The sequence below is a fragment of the Microbacterium sp. KR10-403 genome, assembly GCF_040196215.1.
Classification (GTDB): Bacteria; Actinomycetota; Actinomycetes; order Actinomycetales; family Microbacteriaceae; genus Microbacterium.
The window spans coordinates 680405-697795 of record NZ_JBEGDC010000001.1 but is presented as its reverse complement, the minus strand read 5'-3'; the positions used below and the strand labels follow the sequence as shown (position 1 = coordinate 697795).

Here is a 17391-nt window from a genome sequence, read left to right as displayed (position 1 = left end):
GCTGGGACGCGCCGCGCGCGCCTCAGTACAGCGCCACGAGCCGCCCGCGGACCTCGCCGTCGGCCAGCCGCTTGATGCCGCCGGGGATGCCGGCGAAATCGGTCCGCTCGACGGCCGGCAGCAGGTCGCCCGTCGACATCCAGTGCAGCACGCCCTCGATGTCCTCCTTGGTTCCGCCGACGTTTCCGAGCAGCTGGAGTCGCTTGGTGATCAGCGGATAGGTGTTGATCGTGGCTTCGAGCCGCCCCATCCCCACCTGCACGACGCGACCGCCGAACCCGACCGTCTCGAGTGCGTGAGCGGTTGTCACACCGAACCCGGCGAAGTCGACGATCACCGAGAGGTCTTTGTCGGCGAACTCGCTGATGTCCTTCGCGACCGCCTTCGCGCCCGCTTCGATGATGCGCGGCCAGATCTCCTCGTTGACCTCGGCGACGTACACCTCGGCACCGTTCAGCACGGCCACCCGCGCACCGATCTGCCCGAGCCCGCCGAATCCGATGATGCCGACCCGGTCGCCGGCCGTGACCCGCCCCGTGCCCATGACCGCGCCGTGAGACGTCATGCCCGCATCGGTCGCGGCGGCCGCGAGCTCGAATGACACATTGTCGGGGATGCGCACCAGCACGTCGGTGGCCGCAAGCACCTTCTCGCCGAACCCGCCGTTCTGCGTGTATCCGTGCCCTTCCATCGGCCACACGGCGACCCGGTCTCCGACCTCGAAGTCCGTGACGCCCTCGCCCGTGGCGACGATGACGCCCGCCGACTCATGCCCGGGGACGATGGGCGGGGTCATCATGTCGAGCCACTTCTCGTCCTCGAAGATGCCCACGTCCGAGTGACAGATGCCGGCGGCCTTCACATCGATGACCACCTGCCCCGCACCCGGAGTGGGATCAGCGAGCTCCACCTCGCGGAGCGGCTCGTGGGTTGTGGTGAACTGCCATGCCTTCATGTCGATTCCTTCTCTGTACGTGTCCGATGATGCGAAACGGGACTCAGCTGAGCCCCGAGGTGATGACCACCCGTGTGACGTCGGCGTCCTTGAGTGCCTCGTAACCCTGCTCGACCTCGTCGAGCGCGATCTCGCGCGAGATGAGGTCGTCGAGGGTGAACCGGCCCTGCAGGTAGAGATCGGCGTAGAGGGGGATGTCGCGCTTCGGCGTCGTCGAGCCCATGTAGACGCCCTGGATGCGCTTCTGTGTGCCGATCAGTCCGACGGTCAACAGCGGCAGCGTCGCGGCGGGGTCGATGATGCCGATCAGGTAGAGGCCCCCGCCGGGTCGGACCATCTCCAGCCCCGACTGCGTGACGGCGGGGATGCCAACGAAGTCGAACGCCGCGTCGGCGCCCTGGCCCGTGATCTCCCTCACGGCGGCCACCGGATCGACCGTCGTGGAGTTGACCGTGTGCGTGGCGCCGAAGCGCTTGGCCTTCTCGAGCTTGTCGTCTGCCACGTCGACGGCGATGATCGTGGTCGCACCGGCCACGACCGCACCGTTGATGGCGTTGAGCCCGACGCCGCCCGCACCGATGATGACGACGGCGTCACCCGCCTGCGTGTTCGAGGTGTTGATCACCGAGCCGGCCCCGGTCACGACGCCGCAGCCCAGCAGGGCGGCCTGGGCGAACGGGATCCGCTCGTCGACCTTCACGAGCTGGTTCTCGTGGATGAGCGCCTGCTGTGCGAACCCGCCCAGTCCGAACACCTGCTCCACCTTCTCGCCGCCGGCCGTCACGCGCGGGGCCTGACCGGCGGTGCGCAGTGTCTCCTCCGGATGCTCGCACTGGAACGTGCGACCGGTCAGACATGCCTTGCACTTGCCGCACGACTGCACGAGGCAGCCGACCACGTGGTCGCCGACCGCGAACTCGCTGACCCCGGGCCCGACGGCCACCACGACACCGGCGGCCTCGTGGCCGAGCAGCATCGGCAGCGGCGTGCCCATGTCATTGCGCGAGAACGTGAGATCGGTGTGGCAGAGCCCCGATGCCTTCACATCGACGAGCACCTCGCGCCCGATCGGCTCGGCGAGCTGCACGTCCTCGAACGTGAAGCCCCCACCGATCTCGCGGACCAACGATGCCTTCATGATCATCCCTTCTGCGACGGCTTCTCCGTCGCCGTGTACCAGTCGGGCAGCAGCCGGACCAGGTGGTCCGTCAGCGCCGCCGAGTCCATCTCGATCTCGCCGAGTGCCCACGCATCGAGCAGCCCATACGCCGCCCCGGCGATGTACCGGGCCGTGGCATCCCGCTGCATTCCCTCGGGGAGTACGCCCGACTCGTCCAAGCTCTCCTCGATCAGCGCGGCCATCGCGCTGACCCCGGCGAGGTGCGCGCGCTTCGAGGTCGGCATCGCCGCAACGGCTGCGAAGAGCGCGCGGTTCTCGGCGAAGTGCGCGACCAGGCGTTCCTGCGACAGACGGAGCGCGCCGGGGCCGGCGAGCCGGTCGCGCCGGAAGAGGTCGGCGATCGCACTGAACCTCTCGCGCTGCATCGTCATGGCGAGCTCGTCGAGGTCCGCGAAGTGCGCGTAGAAGCTGGCGCGGCTGATGCCGGCCTCGCGGACGATCGCCGCAACGGTGATGTCGTCACCGGCCGCCACCAGGGCATGCACGGCACCGAAGATCACGCCGCGGGTGCGGACGGCCCTCGGGTCGTCCGACGACTGCAATCCACTCCGAATCGCATCGCTCGCCGTCGACGACTGCTCCATAGTCGTGAGCTTACTCGCTTCTGGACAGTTGTCCAGAAAAGTGAATGCCGCGGCTCAGGGCCTCCGCCTGAGCACATTCGCCACTGGCTGCGCGACCGGGCGGTGGCTAGTGTTCGTGCTGTGGGCGTCACGCGGATAATCCCAGAGCTTCGCAGTCAGAACGTCGCTGCGACCGAAGACCTCTATGTCACCGTGCTCGGCCTCGAGGTCAAGATGCGGGATGACGCGTCCGGCTTCCTCTCGTTCGGCTCAGCAGAAAATCCGTCGGCTCAGGTCATCGTGAACGACAACGGTCACGACGGCCTGCCGCCGGGCTTCGCGATCGACGTCGGCGATGCCGGCCAGGTCGATGCCATCCACGCGGAGGTCGTTCGCCGTGCCCTGCCGATCGTCGAGCCGCTCTCGACGAAGGCCTGGGGAATCAGGAGATTCTCGTTCATCGACCCCAACGGCGAGCGCATCACCGTCGTCGCCCACACCGGCGAAGAGGCGAGCGCCGACACCGACGGCTGAGACACCGCGTCTCGATTCTCCCGGGCCCACATGATCGATGGCGATCAGCCGGTCGGGCGGCGCTGTGCCGTCGCCCAGGCCGCTGAAAATCCGACCACGCCCGTGCCATAGACGGCGACGATCGAGCTCTCATCGGGGTCGACGCCATTCCACACCGACCCGACATCTCCCATGACTCCGCGCCTCAGGGGGTGGTCTCGCTCGCGCGCGCTCCGACACACGATCCGAAGCTTGTTCGTGACCTGAGGTCTCGCAGCCATAGCAATCTTGCCTTCCACATGCGCACGCTTCGCGCCCGAGACCGAGGCGCCCATACCTGCGCGCCCAAAATCAGCCGACGCACATCGAAGTATTGACAGTCGTAAGGCATTTAGATCACACTAGCTATCATCTGCAAGCCATAAGCCAATGATGACTGATCGGATGCCACGTATGGTGCTCACTGTTGACCACAGCTCCTCCGCCTCTGCCTTCGCACTCGGTGCGCCGAAGAACGGAATCCGCGAGATTCTGGAGCTTGGCAGGACGATGGGAGACGTCATCCAGCTGTCGCTGGGAGAGCCGAGCTTTCCGACCCCACCCCATGTGATTGAAGCGGCCGAACGTGCGCTGGAAGACGGGTGGACCAAGTACGCATCGAGCGCAGGCGTGCCCGCGCTGCGGGAGGCGCTCGCGCAGAAGGTGCATCGAGTGAACGGAATCACCGCGGACCCGGATCAGATCATGGTCACTGCCGGCGCCGTTGAAGGACTTCTCTTGACGTTGTTCACACTCTGTGAGCAAGGAGACGAGGTGCTGCTGCCGAACCCCGGATGGTCCAATTACCTCGGGATGGCCCATTTGGCTCGTGTGAAGCCCGTTGGATACTCCTTGAACGCTCAGACCGGGTATGTGCCGAACCTCGCCCAGCTTGAGGAGCTCGTCACCCCTCGCACCCGGGTCCTCGTTCTCAACTCGCCGTCCAACCCGATCGGCAGCCTCATCAGAGAACCACTCATGCGGGAGCTGCTGGATTTCGCGGACCGCCGAGGCATCTGGGTCGTCGCCGACGAGTGCTACGACGAGCTCACATACGAGGAGGGATTCGTCTCCGCAGCGGCCCTCAGCGACAGCCCCCGAATCGTGACGGCGCACAGCTTCTCGAAGACGTACGCCATGACGGGGTGGCGTGTCGGCTATCTCACGTTGCCGAAGGGACTGACCCAAGTCGTCACCCGCATCAACGAGCCGGTGGTCAGCTGCGTCAGCACCGTCGGGCAAGCAGCGGCGCTGGCAGCAGTCTCCGGGCCTCAGGACTGCGTGCGCGAGATGCGATCCGGGTACAAGTCGCGCCGAGATCTGGCAGTGGCGACCCTGATCGCCAGCGGAGTTTCGCCGGCGCTCGTGCCACCGGGCGCCTTCTATCTCTGGGTTGATGCGCGTGAACACGTCACGTCCTCCCATGAGTTCGCACTGCAGCTGCTCCGCGAACGCCGCGTTGCCGTTACTCCGGGAACCGCATTCGGCGACGAGGGAGAGGGGTACTTCCGAATCTCATACGGCGGCGACATCGCCGAACTGGAGACCGGGCTCCGTTCCTTCAGCGCGCAGTTGACGGGCATCACTGCCTGACCATCCCGGGCTGTCTCGCCGTCATCTCCCTCGACCACACCCTCCGAACAAGAAACAGATAGGAACATCATGAAACGACTCGTCAGCGTTGCCGCCGTCGCAGTAGTGACCGCGTTCGCACTTGCCGGTTGCTCATCTTCCGCGATTCCAGGGGCACCCACCAGCTCGACGGACGCATCCGGGTCATCGCCCCAGGACGTGAGTGCACCGATCGTCAAGGCGGTCACCGAAGACGACGCCGCGGCTTCCATGCTGCCGTCGGGGACGACCACCCTCACGGTCGGCTCGAACCTGCAATCGCCGCCGGCGACCTTCTTCGCCGCCGACGGAACCACCCCGATCGGCGACGAGATCGATCTGATCAATGCGATCGGCAACAAGCTCGGCGTCACGATGAAGATCGAGAACATGCAGTTCGACACGCTCATCACAAGTCTGCAATCCAAGCGGGTCGACCTGACGATCGCGTCGATGAACGACAACCCGACGCGCCAGAAAGTGATCGACTTCGTCAACTACTTCGACTCGAGCGTGGGCATCCTTCTGCAGAAGAGCAACCCCGACAAGATCCAGTCGCCTTCGGACCTCTGCGGTCACACGGTCAACGGCGTCGCCGGCTCCACCTCGGTGATCTGGGTCGAGAGCGCCAATCCCGATCTCTGCAAGGGCCGGCAACCGATCACAGTCGTCACGAACGCGAATGATCAGCAGCGGTTGAACGACCTCAAGACCGGTCGAGTGACAGCTGCGCTGAACGACCTGCCCAACGTCGTCTACGTCTCGCAGACCTCCGGCGGCGGAAACGACTTCATGGTCTTGGACACAGAGCCGATCCTCGCGGCGCCCTACGGCATCGGATTCAACAAGGACGACACCCAGCTGCGTGACGCTGTACAGAAGGCACTGCAGTCGCTGATCGACGACGGCACCTATCAGAAGATCCTCGACGCGTGGGGCCTGTCACGGGGCGCAATCGCCAAGGCGACGATCAACGGCGACTCATGAGCACGCGACCGGGTTCGTCGAAGGACGCGAGAGAACAATGAGCACACACGAGATGACCGCCACCCGGGCGGTCCGGCTGCAGCGCCCCACGGTGAGACGGTCCCATCCATGGCGGTGGGTGTCCGCAGTCATCATCCTGGCCGTCATCGTCGGAGTGGTACTGGCGCTGGCTCACGCCAAGGTGGACTGGGTATCCGTCACCGCGTACATCGTCTATCCGGTCGTGCTGGCGGCCGTGTGGAACACCGTCGTGCTGGCTGTGATCTCGCAAGTCGTCGCCATCGTCCTGGGCGTGCTCGTTGCCATCATGCGGATCTCGGCGAACCCGGTGGCCTCCACAACGGCATCGTTCTTCATCTGGATCTTCCGGGGCGTTCCCGTACTGGTACAGATTCTCGTCTGGTACAACATCGCCTTGGTGGTCGATCGCATCACGGTCGTGATCCCATTCACCCACATCGTGCTGTTCGACGAGTCCACCAATTCGCTCATGACACCGTTCGTCGCCGCCTTCCTGGGTCTGGCGCTCAACGAAGCCGCCTATATGGCGGAGATCGTCCGAGGCGGAATCAAGAGCGTCGACACCGGGCAGATCGAGGCGGCCGGAGCTCTGGCGATGTCACCGGGACGGACCATGAGGCGGATCGTGCTGCCGCAGGCCATACGCGTGATCGTTCCACCGACGGGAAACGACTTCGTCAACATGCTGAAGACCACTTCACTGGCCTCCGTGGTGACTTATCCAGAGCTGCTCCGGGCGGCGCAGAACATCTCTGCCGTCAACTTGCAAGTGATGGAGACGCTGTTCGCTGCCGCGTTCTGGTACATGGTGATCGTTTCGATCACCAGCGTTGGTCAGTATTTCCTCGAGCGGTCTCTCGAGTCCAGCGTGAGCAGGAAGACCCCCATTGGGCTGCGTGAAATTGCACGAAAGGCGTTCTCGCTTCCCTTCCGGCGGAACATCGAGTATCCGCCCGTGACGGAAGGTTCTGACAGGGAGGTGCGACAGTGAACGGCAAGGAGGAGCCAATCGTCTCGGCCATCGCGGTGAAGAAGTCATTCGGACCGGTAGATGTGCTCAAGAGCATCAACCTGGATGTCTATCGCGGAGAGGTCGTGTGTCTACTGGGCGCCTCCGGCGCCGGCAAGAGCACCTTCCTGCGCTCGATCAATCATCTGGAGACCATCGACGGCGGCGAGATCTGGGTCGACGGGGAACTGATCGGATACGAGCCGCACGGAACGGTCTATCGGGAGCTCACGGGCAAGCAGGTTGCCCGCCAGCGCAAGCCGATCGGCATGGTCTTTCAGAGGTTCAACCTGTTCGCGCACCTGACGGTTCTCGAGAACATCATCGAGGCACCCGTCGGCGTCCTCAAACAGCCGAAGAAGTCAGCGATCAAACGAGCTCAAGATCTGCTGGAGAGCGTGGGACTGGCCGACAAGGCCAAGTCCTATCCGGTGCAACTGTCCGGCGGGCAACAGCAGAGAGTTGCGATCGCCCGCGCATTGGCGATGGATCCCGACGTGATGCTGTTCGACGAACCGACCTCAGCTCTGGATCCCGAGTTGGTCGGCGACGTCCTGAAGGTCATGCTCGATCTCGCCGCCGGGGGGATGACCATGATCGTGGTGACGCATGAGATGTCGTTCGCCCGCCAGGCAGCTGACCGCGTCATCTTCATGCACGGCGGCGAGATCGTCGAGGAAGCCCCACCTGCCGAATTCTTCGACGCTCCGAAGCATGAACGAACCCAGCAGTTCCTCAGCAGCATTCACTGAACTCAGAGCAGTTCGCGACATTCTCGGCACCGCCTGGGAGACTGGACCGAGGAAAGCGGGTGCCGCCCGGACCGTTGGGGCGGCACCCGCGCTCAAACTTCAGGAAGGGCTGGCACGTATGGGAGACGAGAGCATCTCGACCGCGTCGTTCGTATCGCCCACGGCCAGCTTGTCGACGCTGGTTGAACGCACGACACCAGAGGCAAAGCTCGACGATATCGATCGGATGATCCTGGAAGAGTTGCGCCGGGATGCACGGGTCTCCCAGCGCCAGCTCGGGCGTTCCATCGGCATGTCCGCTCCAGCTGTCGGCGAACGGATCGCACGATTGGAGCGAGCTGGTGTGATTCGGGGATACTCGGTCGACATCGACTGGGGTGCAGTGGGCATGCCCATCCTCGCCTACATACCGATGACCGTCACGGCAGGCGTGGACATCCAGATGATCCTCGACGGGCTCCGGCAGGTCCCCGAGCTCGACGGACTCACCCTCGTGACGGGTGGCTACGACCTCATCGCCCGCTTTCGGGTGCGCGACCACCGGCACCTTCAGGAAACACTGCTCGATCGGCTGTTCTCTATCCCCGGCTTGCAGAGATTCGAGACGTTTCTGGCGCTGGGCGAGATCCCAGCACCTGACTTGCTGACGACGATCCTCGCAGAGCGTGACGCACCCCAGGCCACGCCGGAAGACGCCGTCTAGGTCGGGTTCAGTCACGCAGAGCGGGTGGCGGCATCATCAGGTGAACCCACCACGCCCGGGAAGTCTTCGATCGCCCAGGCTTCGACCTCGTCGAGGTGCAGCGCGGCTATTCGCTGCGCAGTCTCCGCATCGCCGGCGAGCATCGCGTCAAGGATCTCCAGATGCCGGGCGGTGGATCCAGCGATCCGGTGGACGCCTGTGGCGCCGAGAACGCGAAGCCAGGTCACCCACGGCTCCACAGCGGATCGAGCTCGCAGCAATCTGGTGTTCCCCGTGGCGGCGATGATCGCGTTGTGCAAGTGACTGTCACTCTCGAAGAATGGCTCGTACACGCCGCGGTCGGCCTCTTTGAGCGCATGAACGGCCTCTGCCCTCAATGCGCGAAGCTCCTCCGGCGCGATAGCCGTGGTCGCGAGCCCCGTTGCCACCCACTCCACCGCCTTTCGGAACTGGCACACCTCGTGGATGTCTTGCACGGTAGGGCGAACGACGAAGCTGCCATAGCGCGCCCTGGTCTCCACCATCTGCTCGAACTCCATCCGCGTCAGCGCGTCGCGTACAGGCGCGCGCGAGACGCCGAACTCCGAAGCGATGGCTCCGGGGTCGATACGCTCACCCGGCTGCAGGACCCCGGTGATGATGCGGTCGGTGAGGATCCGGTAGAGCCGGTCCGAGATCAGTTCTGAAACCATCTCGGTCTCTGCCCGAGGCATGCCCACAGCCATCGCAACCCCCTTCCGCGGCATCCACCGCGCTGTGTCGAGCATACTGACTATTACCGTTGACATCTAGTCGCTAATATATTAGCGTTCAGTAACACGATGTCCCAGAGACCCCAAAGGAGCGGCATGAGCACGTCAACAGTCACTTCGCCGTCGGCGAGACGCACTTCCAGTCTTCGCAAGGTGCTCGTTGCGAGCACACTCGGCACCACGGTCGAGTACTACGACTTCACCCTCTATGCGACCACCTCAGCACTGGTGTTCGGTCCCGTATTCTTCACCGCAGCCGAGCCCATCGTGGGAGTGCTGGCCGGCTTCGCCACGTTCTTCGTCGGATACCTCGCCCGTCCAGTCGGCGGCCTCATCTTCGGGCATTTCGGCGACCGCCTCGGCCGCAAGAACATCCTCGTGATCACGATGCTGATGATGGGTTTGGGCACGTTCGCCATCGGCCTTCTCCCCGGCTACGCGCAGATCGGAGTCTGGGCGCCGATCCTTCTCGTGCTGATCCGCTTGATTCAGGGGCTCGGCATGGGCGGTGAGTATGGCGGCGGTGTCCTGATGGCGCTGGAGTACAGCCCGAAGGCGCGCGAAGGACTCTTCACTTCCATCGTCCACATCGGTACACCCGCGGGCGTCCTCATCCCCACGGCTTTCGTGACGATCCTCGACGCAACCCTTCCGGCCGGGTCCTACCAGGAGTGGGCGTGGCGAATCCCGTTCCTCGCCAGCATTCTTCTCATCGCCGTCGGTGTCTACATTCGACTGAGGGTCACCGAGAGCCCGGAGTTCGTCGCCGCGCGCGAGCAGAAGGAACTCACCAAGGTGCCGTTGGCGGAGGTGCTCCGCAACTACTCCGGACGCCTCGTCCTGTCGATCCTCGCGAAGATCGCAGAGAGCGGTCTCTTCAACGTCTACTACGTCGTCGCCATCGCCCTAGTCACCGTCGAGCAAGGGCAGGATCGCGGCCCGATCCTCACTGCCATCCTCATTGGGGTCGCGGTCGAGATCTTCACCCTGCCGTTGTTCGGCGCCCTCAGCGACAAGATCGGCCGGCGGAAGGTGTACATCGGCGGTGCCATCTTCCAGGTCCTGCTCGCCGTTCCGTTCTTCCTCCTGATCAGCAGCGGCAGCTTCGCAATGCTCACCATCGCAATGGTCCTCGCGTTCGGACTGGGACACGGCTCGATGTACGGAGCACAGGCTGCTCTGTTCGCGAACCTCTACCCGGTTCCGGTCCGGTACACAGGATTGTCAGCCACCCAGCAGATCGGTGCCACCCTCGGTGGCGGGCTCTCTCCCCTACTCGGCTCCGCCCTGATCGCGGCTGTCGGCGGCAGTTGGCACCTGGTCGTCATCTACGTGCTGGTCGTCGCAGCGGTCTCCTCGTTCGCGGCCGCGGGACTCAAGGCCGGCGAATCACACCACGAGGACTCAGTCCAGCCCACCGTCGCGGCCTGATCCCGAACACTCTTCCCATCCCCGAGACAGGAACCCCGTCTCGTCAACATCGGCTGCGCCGATCCAACGAAAGGAAAGTCCATGGCTGCTGACGCCCGTGGAATCGTACCCGCCATGCTCACCGCGTGGGACAGCAACGAACAGTATGACCCCGCCGCGCAGGAGCGCTACATCACTTGGCTGCTCGAGAACGGCGCCGAGGCGGTCTCCGTCGCCGGCAGCACCGGCGAGATGCTCGCGATGGACAACGACGAGCAGATGGCGATCATCGACCATGTGACCCGGTTCGTCGCCGGGCAGGTCCCCGTCCTCGCCAGCGTTGGAAAGTACGGCACCAAGGAGACCCTCAAGCTCGCCCACGCCGCGAAGGCCTCCGGTGCCGACCAGATCATGGTCATCCTGCCGTACTACTACACGCCTTCTCGCGAGGCAGCCATCCGCCACGTCCGCCGCATTCACGACGAGGTCGGGCTGCCGATCTGCCTCTACAACAACCCCAACTTCGCGGGCTACGAACTCACCCCTCGACAGGCGGCGGAGCTGTACAACGACGGCGTGGTGACCTCCATCAAGGCCGCGCACGGCGACCCGTCGCGTGTGGCTGATCTGCGGGCGCTCTCGGACGGGATCACCATCTTCTACGGCCACGACTACTCACCGGTCGGCGGCTTCGCCGCCGGCGCCGATGGGTGGCTGTCGGGACTCCCTGCCGCTTTCCCCCAGCAGTGCCGTGAGCTGCAGACGGCGCTGCGCGACGAGAAGGACCTCGACAAGGGCCGCCAACTGTGGAAGAAGTTCGTCCCGTTCATGGAGTACTTCATGGACCCGGCACGCGCCGCCGAAGCGCACTGGCTGGAGATCTTCAAGTACGCCGTGAAGTACCAGGGCATCGACACCGGCAGCGCCCGCAGCCCGCTCACCGAGCTCAGCGACAAGCACAAGGCGCTCGTCGAGCCGCTGATCGACGCCCTCGTCTCCTGACGCCCCCGCCGGCCCGGCCACCAAAGCCGGGCCGGCGGCCCAACCTTCCTGAGCCAGCACAACCACCACGCGAGGACCTGACCGATGACTCTCCGCAAGATCATCAACGACCCCCACGACTTCGTCGACGAAGTGCTCGACGGCATCGTCCGGGCACACCCCGACTCCTACCAGTTCGCATCCCGCGACCGCAGAGCCGTGATCGCCCCTGCCACTCCCGACAAGGTTGGAATCGTCACCGGGGGCGGGAGCGGTCACCTCCCGCTCTTCCTCGGATACGTCGGCCAGGGGCTGGCGACCGGCGTCGCTGTGGGCAACGTGTTCTCGTCTCCGTCGCCGGCACAGATCCTCGCAACGACGAGAGCTGCAGACAGCGGACGCGGGGTCCTTTACCTGTACGGCAACTATGGCGGCGATGTCTACAACTTCGACCTCGCAGCGGAACAGGCATCTCTCGAAGGCATCCCGACTCGCACCGTCCTCGGCGCCGACGACGTGTTCTCGGCGCCCGCCGACAAAGCTCGCACACGCCGCGGCATCGCAGGTCTGGTGATGGTCTACAAGGTCGCCGGTGCGGCAGCGGCGCGCGGTGATGATCTCGACGACGTCGCCGCAATCGCCCAGCGCGCAGCAGACGCCGTTCGGACCGCCGGCGTCGGGCTCGCGCCCACCATCCTGCCCGCCGCCGGCAGACCGACCTTCGTCCTCGGTGACGGAGAGATGGAGATCGGCGTCGGCATCCATGGGGAGAGAGGAATCGACACCGTGCAGATCCCCACCGCCGCTTCGATCGCGAACACCCTCTTCGGCAGCATCAACGCCGAGCTTCAGCTCGACGGCGACTCACGAGTTGCAGTGCTCATCAACGGGCTCGGTGCGACGCCCTTGGAAGAGCTTTACGTCCTTTACTCGGAGGTAGCGCGGCTCGTCGAAGCGCAGGGCACCCACATCGCCTACAACTTCGTCGGTGAGTATGCCACCAGTCTCGAAATGGCTGGTGCTTCGGTCTCCATCATGAAGCTGGACAGTGAGTTGGAGGACCTCCTCAACGAACCAGCCCGTTCCCCGTTCTATCGGCCGGGAACCTCGATCCCTGAGCCGGTCTCTCGGGCCGAGACGGCGCAGGATGAGCTCTCAGACGATGCTGTTCCGACAGCCGACTTCCCCTCGGCTCTGCGCGGTGCGCTGATCGCCCTGGCGGAAGAGCTCCCCACACATGAGGATGAGCTGCGAGATCTCGACGCGGCACTCGGCGACGGCGACCTGGGACTGACGGTCTCTGCGGGCGTCGCCGCGATCGCCCAGCGGTTGAACGATCTGCCCGAGAACACCGCCTCCAGCGTGCTGCTCCGAGAATCAGCCGTTGCGTTCGCGTCCGCCAACCCATCCACATTTGCGGCTCTCCTCGGTTCTGGGATGCTCGCCGCCTCCGCCGTCGTCGATGACACATCCCAGGTGACCGTTGCGACAGCTGTCGCCATCGGACGGGCGATCGCAGAGGCGATCGCTCAGAAGGGGGGAGCAAAGCTCGGTGACAAGACCCTCCTGGACGTCCTTGTGCCCGCGCTCGATGAGATCGAACGCGGCACGAGCTCGGGCGAGCTCGCCGCTTTCCTCACCAGGCGGGTGGACGAGGTGGCCGACCTCCGCTCGGCTCGCGGCCGCGCAGCGTGGCATCAGGAGCGCAGCATCGGTCTCAAGGATCCGGGCTCAGTGGCAGCCGCATACGCGATCGAAGCTCTCTCCCGGTATTCCGGCGCGTAGAGCGTCGTCGCCAACGCAAATCCTCAAGGAGAACGCATGACCACTCCCACTCAGCAGCTGTCCGCGCAGGGCGTGAGCATCTGGCTCGATGACCTGTCCCGCAAGCGCATCACGACCGGCAACCTCGCCGACCTGATCGTGAACCGCAGTGTCGTGGGCGTGACCACGAACCCGACGATCTTCGCGAACGCCGTCAGCCACGGCGAGGGCTACCAGGACCAGGTCGCCGAGCTCGCCGCGGCCGGCTCGAACGCCGACGACGCGATCTTCCAGATCACGACGACCGACGTCCGCGACGCGTGCGACATCTTCCGCCCCGTCTACGACGCCACCGCCGGGCAGGACGGCCGCGTGTCGATCGAGGTCTCCCCCGACCTCGCGCACCAGACGCAGGCCACGATCGACCAGGCCGCCCAGCTGTGGAGCACGGTGGACCGCCCGAACGCGTACATCAAGATCCCCGCGACCAAGGCAGGCCTGGAAGCGATCACCGCGACCATCGCCGCGGGCATCTCGGTCAACGTCACGCTGATCTTCTCCCTGGCCCGCTACGCGGAGGTCATCGACGCGTACCTGACCGGGCTGGAGAAGGCCAAGGCCGCCGGCCACGACCTGACGCAGATCCACTCGGTGGCCTCGTTCTTCGTCTCGCGCGTGGACACCGAGGTCGACAAGCGCCTGGGCGCCGTGGGCACCGACGCGGCCGCGGCCCTGAAGTCGAAGTCCGGCATCGCCAACGCGCGCCTGGCGTACGAGCTGTACGAGAAGGAGTTCGCGGGCGACCGTGCGAAGGCATTGGCGGATGCCGGGGCCAACACCCAGCGCCCGCTGTGGGCCTCCACCGGGGTCAAGGACCCGTCGCTGCCCGACACGCTCTACGTGACCGAACTGGTCGCACCGGGCACCGTGAACACCATGCCCGAGAAGACGCTCGAGGCCGTCTTCGACCACGGCGTGATCGGCGGCGACGCCATCACCGGCGCCTACGCCGACGCGCACGCGGTCATCGACGGCCTGGCATCGGTGGGCATCGACTTCGACGACGTCACCCAGGTGCTCGAAGACGAAGGCGTCGAGAAGTTCATCACCTCCTGGCACGAACTACAGGACACCGTGGCACAGGCGCTGAGGCGGCCCGAGGAGCAATGAGATCTCGGAGTGTTGTCGCCGCATTGTCGGGACACGTTCCCCAGACATGAAGAAACCCCCGCGATCCCTGTGTTTTCAAGGGTTCGCGGAGGTTTTCAACTGGCGGTGACGGTGGGATTTGAACTCTTCTGCGGATGCGTGAGTTGGACCGATCTGGACGCGCTGGCCTTGATTTCACGCACGTTCGAGAGAACCTCGACGCGAGTTCAGCCCCGTTCGATTTGATGCACCGTCGTACACTTCGATCTATTTCTTCCCACCGTCTTCCCGCAGCACGCGGTGAACAGCCGCTTCGATCGCGGACCAACTAGTCGAACACAAGTTCTTCCGGTCCCTGCATGTGTAACTGTCGGCGGCACACGGGCATCGATACGACTGTGCCCGTTCTCCGAGAAGAGCATGCTCCAGCAGGTCACGCACCTCAAGTGAGGTGGAGGCCAGAGGCAGCACCGGGGCGCCCTATTATCGGCATCATGAGGGTGCCGACGCCGAGCGAGTCTCTGCATCGCTTGGAGCGAGCGCTGAGGGAGCTTGTCCGCATCGCGATCCAACTCCCAAACGGCACAGAGTGGCAGAAGATCGAGGCCAAGCACGGAGACGAGTGGCGACAGCGGCTACAGGCATCGAATGCTCGGCGCCTGTCCCAGGGTGGCCAGCTCACCGATGAGCACAGGCTCCTCGACTTCACAGAACTGTACGAGCTGAACGACTTGGTGAACCGCCACTGGGAGCCGCTCAGCCAGGCGCTTGGTGACAAGAAGCGAACGATGGCACTGCTGCAAGAAGTCGAGAGCTACCGCAACGACATCGCTCACAGCCGTCCGATCTTGCCTCATCAGCGGCTGCTGATGGCCGGTCTTGCAGGTCACATCGAGAACAAGGTGGTGCTGTACGTGAGCTCATCCGACCCAACAGGCGGGTATTACCCGGTCATCACCTCCGTCCGCGACCAGCTCGGAACTGACTTCGCCGGTCTGCCATCGGATCTGCGCATCGTATTTCACTACAGCGAGCTCACGCTCTCACCGGGGGACGAACTCACGATCGAGGTCGACGCGGTCGACCCTCAGAGCCGCCAGATGGAGATCGCAGCAAGCTGGTCCAACACCAATGAGCGCGGGATATTCGTGACCCTCCACTCCGGAGCACCAGTCACTTTGGTCGTCCCGGTCACGGATGCCACGGTTGCCGACGACGCATTTCTGCAAATCCGGATCACAGCGTTGGGGACTCCGTATCACCGAGGCGGGGATCACGATCAGGTCGCTGCGATTTCCTACCGGGTCGTCCCGCCGCGCTGAAAGAGAAGCTCGACTCGGATAGCGCCTGTCCGTCAACAGGGCTCGGGGAAGGACCTTCTCATCAGCGGCACCATCACTTCGGCAGCGACGTGTCCCTGAGGCGCTCCTCGACGTACTCGTCGAACCCGTCTGAGCTCCACCACGTGACGTGATTTTGCGTCTGACTCTGCGTGACGGCGACCGCTTCGACCCGGATCAGTGCTGCCTTCCAACTCTCGGCGGAGGCATCCGGAAGCAGCGCACGACGTGTCTGTTCTGATCTCACGAGCTGATCGACGATGGGGATCGAACGGCTTTGGTTCAAGGTCGCGCACGATGGGAAGAACAACGGACCGTCGCTCTTCTCGAGGTGGGTAACGACGGCGACAGTGCACCAGAGGAAGTCGAACCGGCAGAGTGAGTTCAACAGCTCATCGTTGTCCGGCAGCCCCGCATCCCCCCCCAGACGGCACCTGACCTTTGAGCGTGGGCATGAGGCTTGGATTCTCCAGCGCCAGCGCCCGCGCACGAATGAGCACCATGGCAGCCTCTCGGTTGCCGCCAGACAGCAACCCTGCCCGCGACGCATGAACCAGTGCATGCCGCATCCAGATGACGTAGTAGTCGCTGACTGGCCGATTCACCAACGGCTCGACCGCCCACCACGCATCCTCATCGACGGCGGTCGCGCCGACGAGCAGAAGGCGAAGGAGAATCTCCAGCCCGTATTGCGCCTGCTGTGGTGTCGCGTAGTCGGCGTCGGACGATCCGACCGACTTGAGGTAGAGGCTGTAGAGGAGATCGATCGTGATCTGGAATCCATCGCGCGACTCAGCCATCACCGCCTGTGTTGCGATGATGCAGAGCTTGTCCAGCGCGGCCGCCTGGGACGATCGATCAGGATTGTCCGGTCCCGCCGGCACCCGGAGTGAGCGCAGGAACCGCCGCAGCACCTTGAGGACATCGTCTTTGTCGAAGTACGGCTGCACGGCTTCAGAGAAGGTGACGTCGTCCATCTCGAGCGCAAGAGGCGCGAGCCGCACGCCGGCGGCCGCATCCCCCAACCCCCCCACCAGCTTGGCGACAAGGACGTCGTTGTTCTCGCGCGTTTCGGCGACGATTCTCTCCCGATAGCGGCTCAGCACCTGGTGCCAGTGGGCATCCGTTGCTGTGGCGTTTCGAGTGCCGTCCCGCACATACAGAACCCCTTCGACGAGGACGGTCTTCGTGCGATTTTGCACGGCGTACTCGCCCGCCTTGCTGATCAGCGAGGGCAGCCCGTTGGCGGAAGCCGCAACGTGGATGAGGATGATCCTTCGCCCGTCAACCTCATGAACCTGCGAGGTGACCACGGGAGCAGTCACAACGTACTTCGCCACGAGCTGCCCGAGATTTGCGCTGTCGAACTTCTTCTCGTCAACCGGATTCTGGTTCGTCGCCGGAGCGCCATGCTCATCGACCCCCACGATCACATAGCCTCCCGAACCAGCGTTGGACATCGCGATCAGGTCCTTCACCAGACCCAGCCTCTGGGCGGGGTCGTCGAGATCGAGCATTGTCTTGAAATCCAGCTCTGCGTGCTCAGCACCGAGCGCGAGGAGCTCCTCCAGCTTCTCGCGGGACAAGCGACCATCGACAACCACGGGAGATGACATGCCCTGAGAATACTGTCCGCGGTCCACCAGCTCGCTTCCGTCTGGA

Annotated in this window: 18 protein-coding genes; 11 read left to right on the top strand and 7 right to left on the bottom strand. The window is 64.4% G+C overall.

All coding sequences use genetic code 11. The features are described from left to right. Nucleotides 1-22 precede the first annotated feature (22 nt). From ABMQ42_RS03380 to ABMQ42_RS03370, 3 genes are read right to left on the bottom strand one after another with little or no spacing between them, the layout of a single operon-like run. Nucleotides 23-955, bottom strand: coding sequence for a zinc-binding dehydrogenase (locus ABMQ42_RS03380; RefSeq protein ID WP_349721401.1), 933 nt, complete (start codon nucleotides 953-955; stop codon nucleotides 23-25). Between the two features lie 43 nt (nucleotides 956-998). Then, complete coding sequence (locus tag ABMQ42_RS03375) at nucleotides 999-2093, bottom strand: zinc-binding dehydrogenase (protein ID WP_349721400.1); 1095 nt, start codon at nucleotides 2091-2093, stop codon at nucleotides 999-1001. Nucleotides 2094-2095: 2 nt separating this feature from the next. Then, nucleotides 2096-2719, bottom strand: coding sequence for a TetR/AcrR family transcriptional regulator (locus tag ABMQ42_RS03370; RefSeq protein ID WP_349721399.1), 624 nt, complete (start codon nucleotides 2717-2719; stop codon nucleotides 2096-2098). 120 nt (nucleotides 2720-2839) lie between these two features. Between ABMQ42_RS03370 and ABMQ42_RS03365 the strand changes: the two genes are divergently transcribed. After that, entirely contained in the window at nucleotides 2840-3232 is a 393-nt protein-coding gene (locus ABMQ42_RS03365; RefSeq protein WP_349721397.1) for a VOC family protein, read from the top strand. 44 nt (nucleotides 3233-3276) lie between these two features. Here ABMQ42_RS03365 and ABMQ42_RS03360 read toward each other — a convergent pair whose 3' ends face one another. Continuing rightward, nucleotides 3277-3405, bottom strand: coding sequence for a hypothetical protein (locus ABMQ42_RS03360; RefSeq protein ID WP_349721396.1), 129 nt, complete (start codon nucleotides 3403-3405; stop codon nucleotides 3277-3279). Nucleotides 3406-3664: 259 nt separating this feature from the next. Between ABMQ42_RS03360 and ABMQ42_RS03355 the strand changes: the two genes are divergently transcribed. The 5 genes from ABMQ42_RS03355 (at nucleotide 3665) to ABMQ42_RS03335 (ending at nucleotide 8333) form a co-directional block, all read left to right on the top strand. Continuing rightward, on the top strand, nucleotides 3665-4843 hold the full coding sequence (locus ABMQ42_RS03355) for a pyridoxal phosphate-dependent aminotransferase (protein WP_349721395.1): 1179 nt from the start codon (nucleotides 3665-3667) through the stop codon (nucleotides 4841-4843). A gap of 198 nt (nucleotides 4844-5041) precedes the next feature. Next, nucleotides 5042-5848: an ABC transporter substrate-binding protein gene (locus tag ABMQ42_RS03350; protein WP_349721393.1), complete on the top strand. Its 807-nt coding sequence runs from the start codon at nucleotides 5042-5044 to the stop codon at nucleotides 5846-5848. 118 nt (nucleotides 5849-5966) lie between these two features. Next, complete coding sequence (locus tag ABMQ42_RS03345) at nucleotides 5967-6860, top strand: amino acid ABC transporter permease (protein WP_349721391.1); 894 nt, start codon at nucleotides 5967-5969, stop codon at nucleotides 6858-6860. Beyond that, on the top strand, nucleotides 6857-7630 hold the full coding sequence (locus tag ABMQ42_RS03340; RefSeq protein WP_349721389.1) for an amino acid ABC transporter ATP-binding protein: 774 nt from the start codon (nucleotides 6857-6859) through the stop codon (nucleotides 7628-7630). The genes ABMQ42_RS03345 and ABMQ42_RS03340 overlap by 4 nt, the downstream gene beginning before the upstream one ends. After that, nucleotides 7593-8333 (top strand): Lrp/AsnC family transcriptional regulator, encoded by a 741-nt coding sequence (locus tag ABMQ42_RS03335; protein WP_349721387.1) that lies wholly within the window; start codon nucleotides 7593-7595, stop codon nucleotides 8331-8333. Before ABMQ42_RS03340 ends, ABMQ42_RS03335 begins: the two co-directional genes overlap by 38 nt. A gap of 11 nt (nucleotides 8334-8344) precedes the next feature. Here the strand turns inward: ABMQ42_RS03335 and ABMQ42_RS03330 are convergent, their stop codons facing one another. Then, the gene (locus tag ABMQ42_RS03330) at nucleotides 8345-9058 is read right to left on the bottom strand and encodes a GntR family transcriptional regulator (protein WP_349721385.1); all 714 of its coding nucleotides are present in this window, start codon (nucleotides 9056-9058) and stop codon (nucleotides 8345-8347) included. 180 nt (nucleotides 9059-9238) lie between these two features. Here ABMQ42_RS03330 and ABMQ42_RS03325 point away from each other — a divergent pair, with 180 nt between their 5' ends. The 5 genes from ABMQ42_RS03325 (at nucleotide 9239) to ABMQ42_RS03305 (ending at nucleotide 15711) form a co-directional block, all read left to right on the top strand. Further along, nucleotides 9239-10516, top strand: a complete 1278-nt coding sequence (locus ABMQ42_RS03325) for an MFS transporter (protein WP_349721383.1) — start codon at nucleotides 9239-9241, stop codon at nucleotides 10514-10516. Between the two features lie 81 nt (nucleotides 10517-10597). Next, the gene (locus ABMQ42_RS03320; RefSeq protein ID WP_349721381.1) at nucleotides 10598-11497 is read left to right on the top strand and encodes a dihydrodipicolinate synthase family protein; all 900 of its coding nucleotides are present in this window, start codon (nucleotides 10598-10600) and stop codon (nucleotides 11495-11497) included. Between the two features lie 84 nt (nucleotides 11498-11581). Continuing rightward, nucleotides 11582-13261 (top strand): dihydroxyacetone kinase family protein, encoded by a 1680-nt coding sequence (locus ABMQ42_RS03315; protein ID WP_349721380.1) that lies wholly within the window; start codon nucleotides 11582-11584, stop codon nucleotides 13259-13261. A gap of 36 nt (nucleotides 13262-13297) precedes the next feature. Then, complete coding sequence (gene tal, locus ABMQ42_RS03310) at nucleotides 13298-14410, top strand: transaldolase (protein ID WP_349721379.1); 1113 nt, start codon at nucleotides 13298-13300, stop codon at nucleotides 14408-14410. Between the two features lie 473 nt (nucleotides 14411-14883). Further along, entirely contained in the window at nucleotides 14884-15711 is an 828-nt protein-coding gene (locus ABMQ42_RS03305; RefSeq protein WP_349721377.1) for a hypothetical protein, read from the top strand. A gap of 73 nt (nucleotides 15712-15784) precedes the next feature. Here the strand turns inward: ABMQ42_RS03305 and ABMQ42_RS03300 are convergent, their stop codons facing one another. After that, entirely contained in the window at nucleotides 15785-16117 is a 333-nt protein-coding gene (locus ABMQ42_RS03300; protein ID WP_349721376.1) for a hypothetical protein, read from the bottom strand. A 4-nt stretch (nucleotides 16118-16121) separates the two neighbouring features. Next, entirely contained in the window at nucleotides 16122-17345 is a 1224-nt protein-coding gene (locus ABMQ42_RS03295) for an AlbA family DNA-binding domain-containing protein (protein WP_349721374.1), read from the bottom strand. Nucleotides 17346-17391 lie beyond the last annotated feature (46 nt).

Excerpts from the sequence above, each read along its gene's own strand:
- ABMQ42_RS03355 (WP_349721395.1), top strand. The coding sequence starts at position 3,665 with ATGGTGCTCACTGTTGACCACAGCTCCTCCGCCTCTGCCTTCGCACTC.
- ABMQ42_RS03295 (WP_349721374.1), bottom strand. The coding sequence starts at position 17,345 with ATGTCATCTCCCGTGGTTGTCGATGGTCGCTTGTCCCGCGAGAAGCTG.
- ABMQ42_RS03305 (WP_349721377.1), top strand. The coding sequence starts at position 14,884 with ATGAGGGTGCCGACGCCGAGCGAGTCTCTGCATCGCTTGGAGCGAGCG.
- ABMQ42_RS03380 (WP_349721401.1), bottom strand. The coding sequence starts at position 955 with ATGAAGGCATGGCAGTTCACCACAACCCACGAGCCGCTCCGCGAGGTG.
- ABMQ42_RS03330 (WP_349721385.1), bottom strand. The coding sequence starts at position 9,058 with ATGGCTGTGGGCATGCCTCGGGCAGAGACCGAGATGGTTTCAGAACTG.
- ABMQ42_RS03335 (WP_349721387.1), top strand. The coding sequence starts at position 7,593 with ATGAACGAACCCAGCAGTTCCTCAGCAGCATTCACTGAACTCAGAGCA.
- ABMQ42_RS03315 (WP_349721380.1), top strand. The coding sequence starts at position 11,582 with ATGACTCTCCGCAAGATCATCAACGACCCCCACGACTTCGTCGACGAA.
- ABMQ42_RS03360 (WP_349721396.1), bottom strand. The coding sequence starts at position 3,405 with ATGGGAGATGTCGGGTCGGTGTGGAATGGCGTCGACCCCGATGAGAGC.
- ABMQ42_RS03370 (WP_349721399.1), bottom strand. The coding sequence starts at position 2,719 with ATGGAGCAGTCGTCGACGGCGAGCGATGCGATTCGGAGTGGATTGCAG.
- ABMQ42_RS03320 (WP_349721381.1), top strand. The coding sequence starts at position 10,598 with ATGGCTGCTGACGCCCGTGGAATCGTACCCGCCATGCTCACCGCGTGG.
- ABMQ42_RS03375 (WP_349721400.1), bottom strand. The coding sequence starts at position 2,093 with ATGAAGGCATCGTTGGTCCGCGAGATCGGTGGGGGCTTCACGTTCGAG.
- tal (WP_349721379.1), top strand. The coding sequence starts at position 13,298 with ATGACCACTCCCACTCAGCAGCTGTCCGCGCAGGGCGTGAGCATCTGG.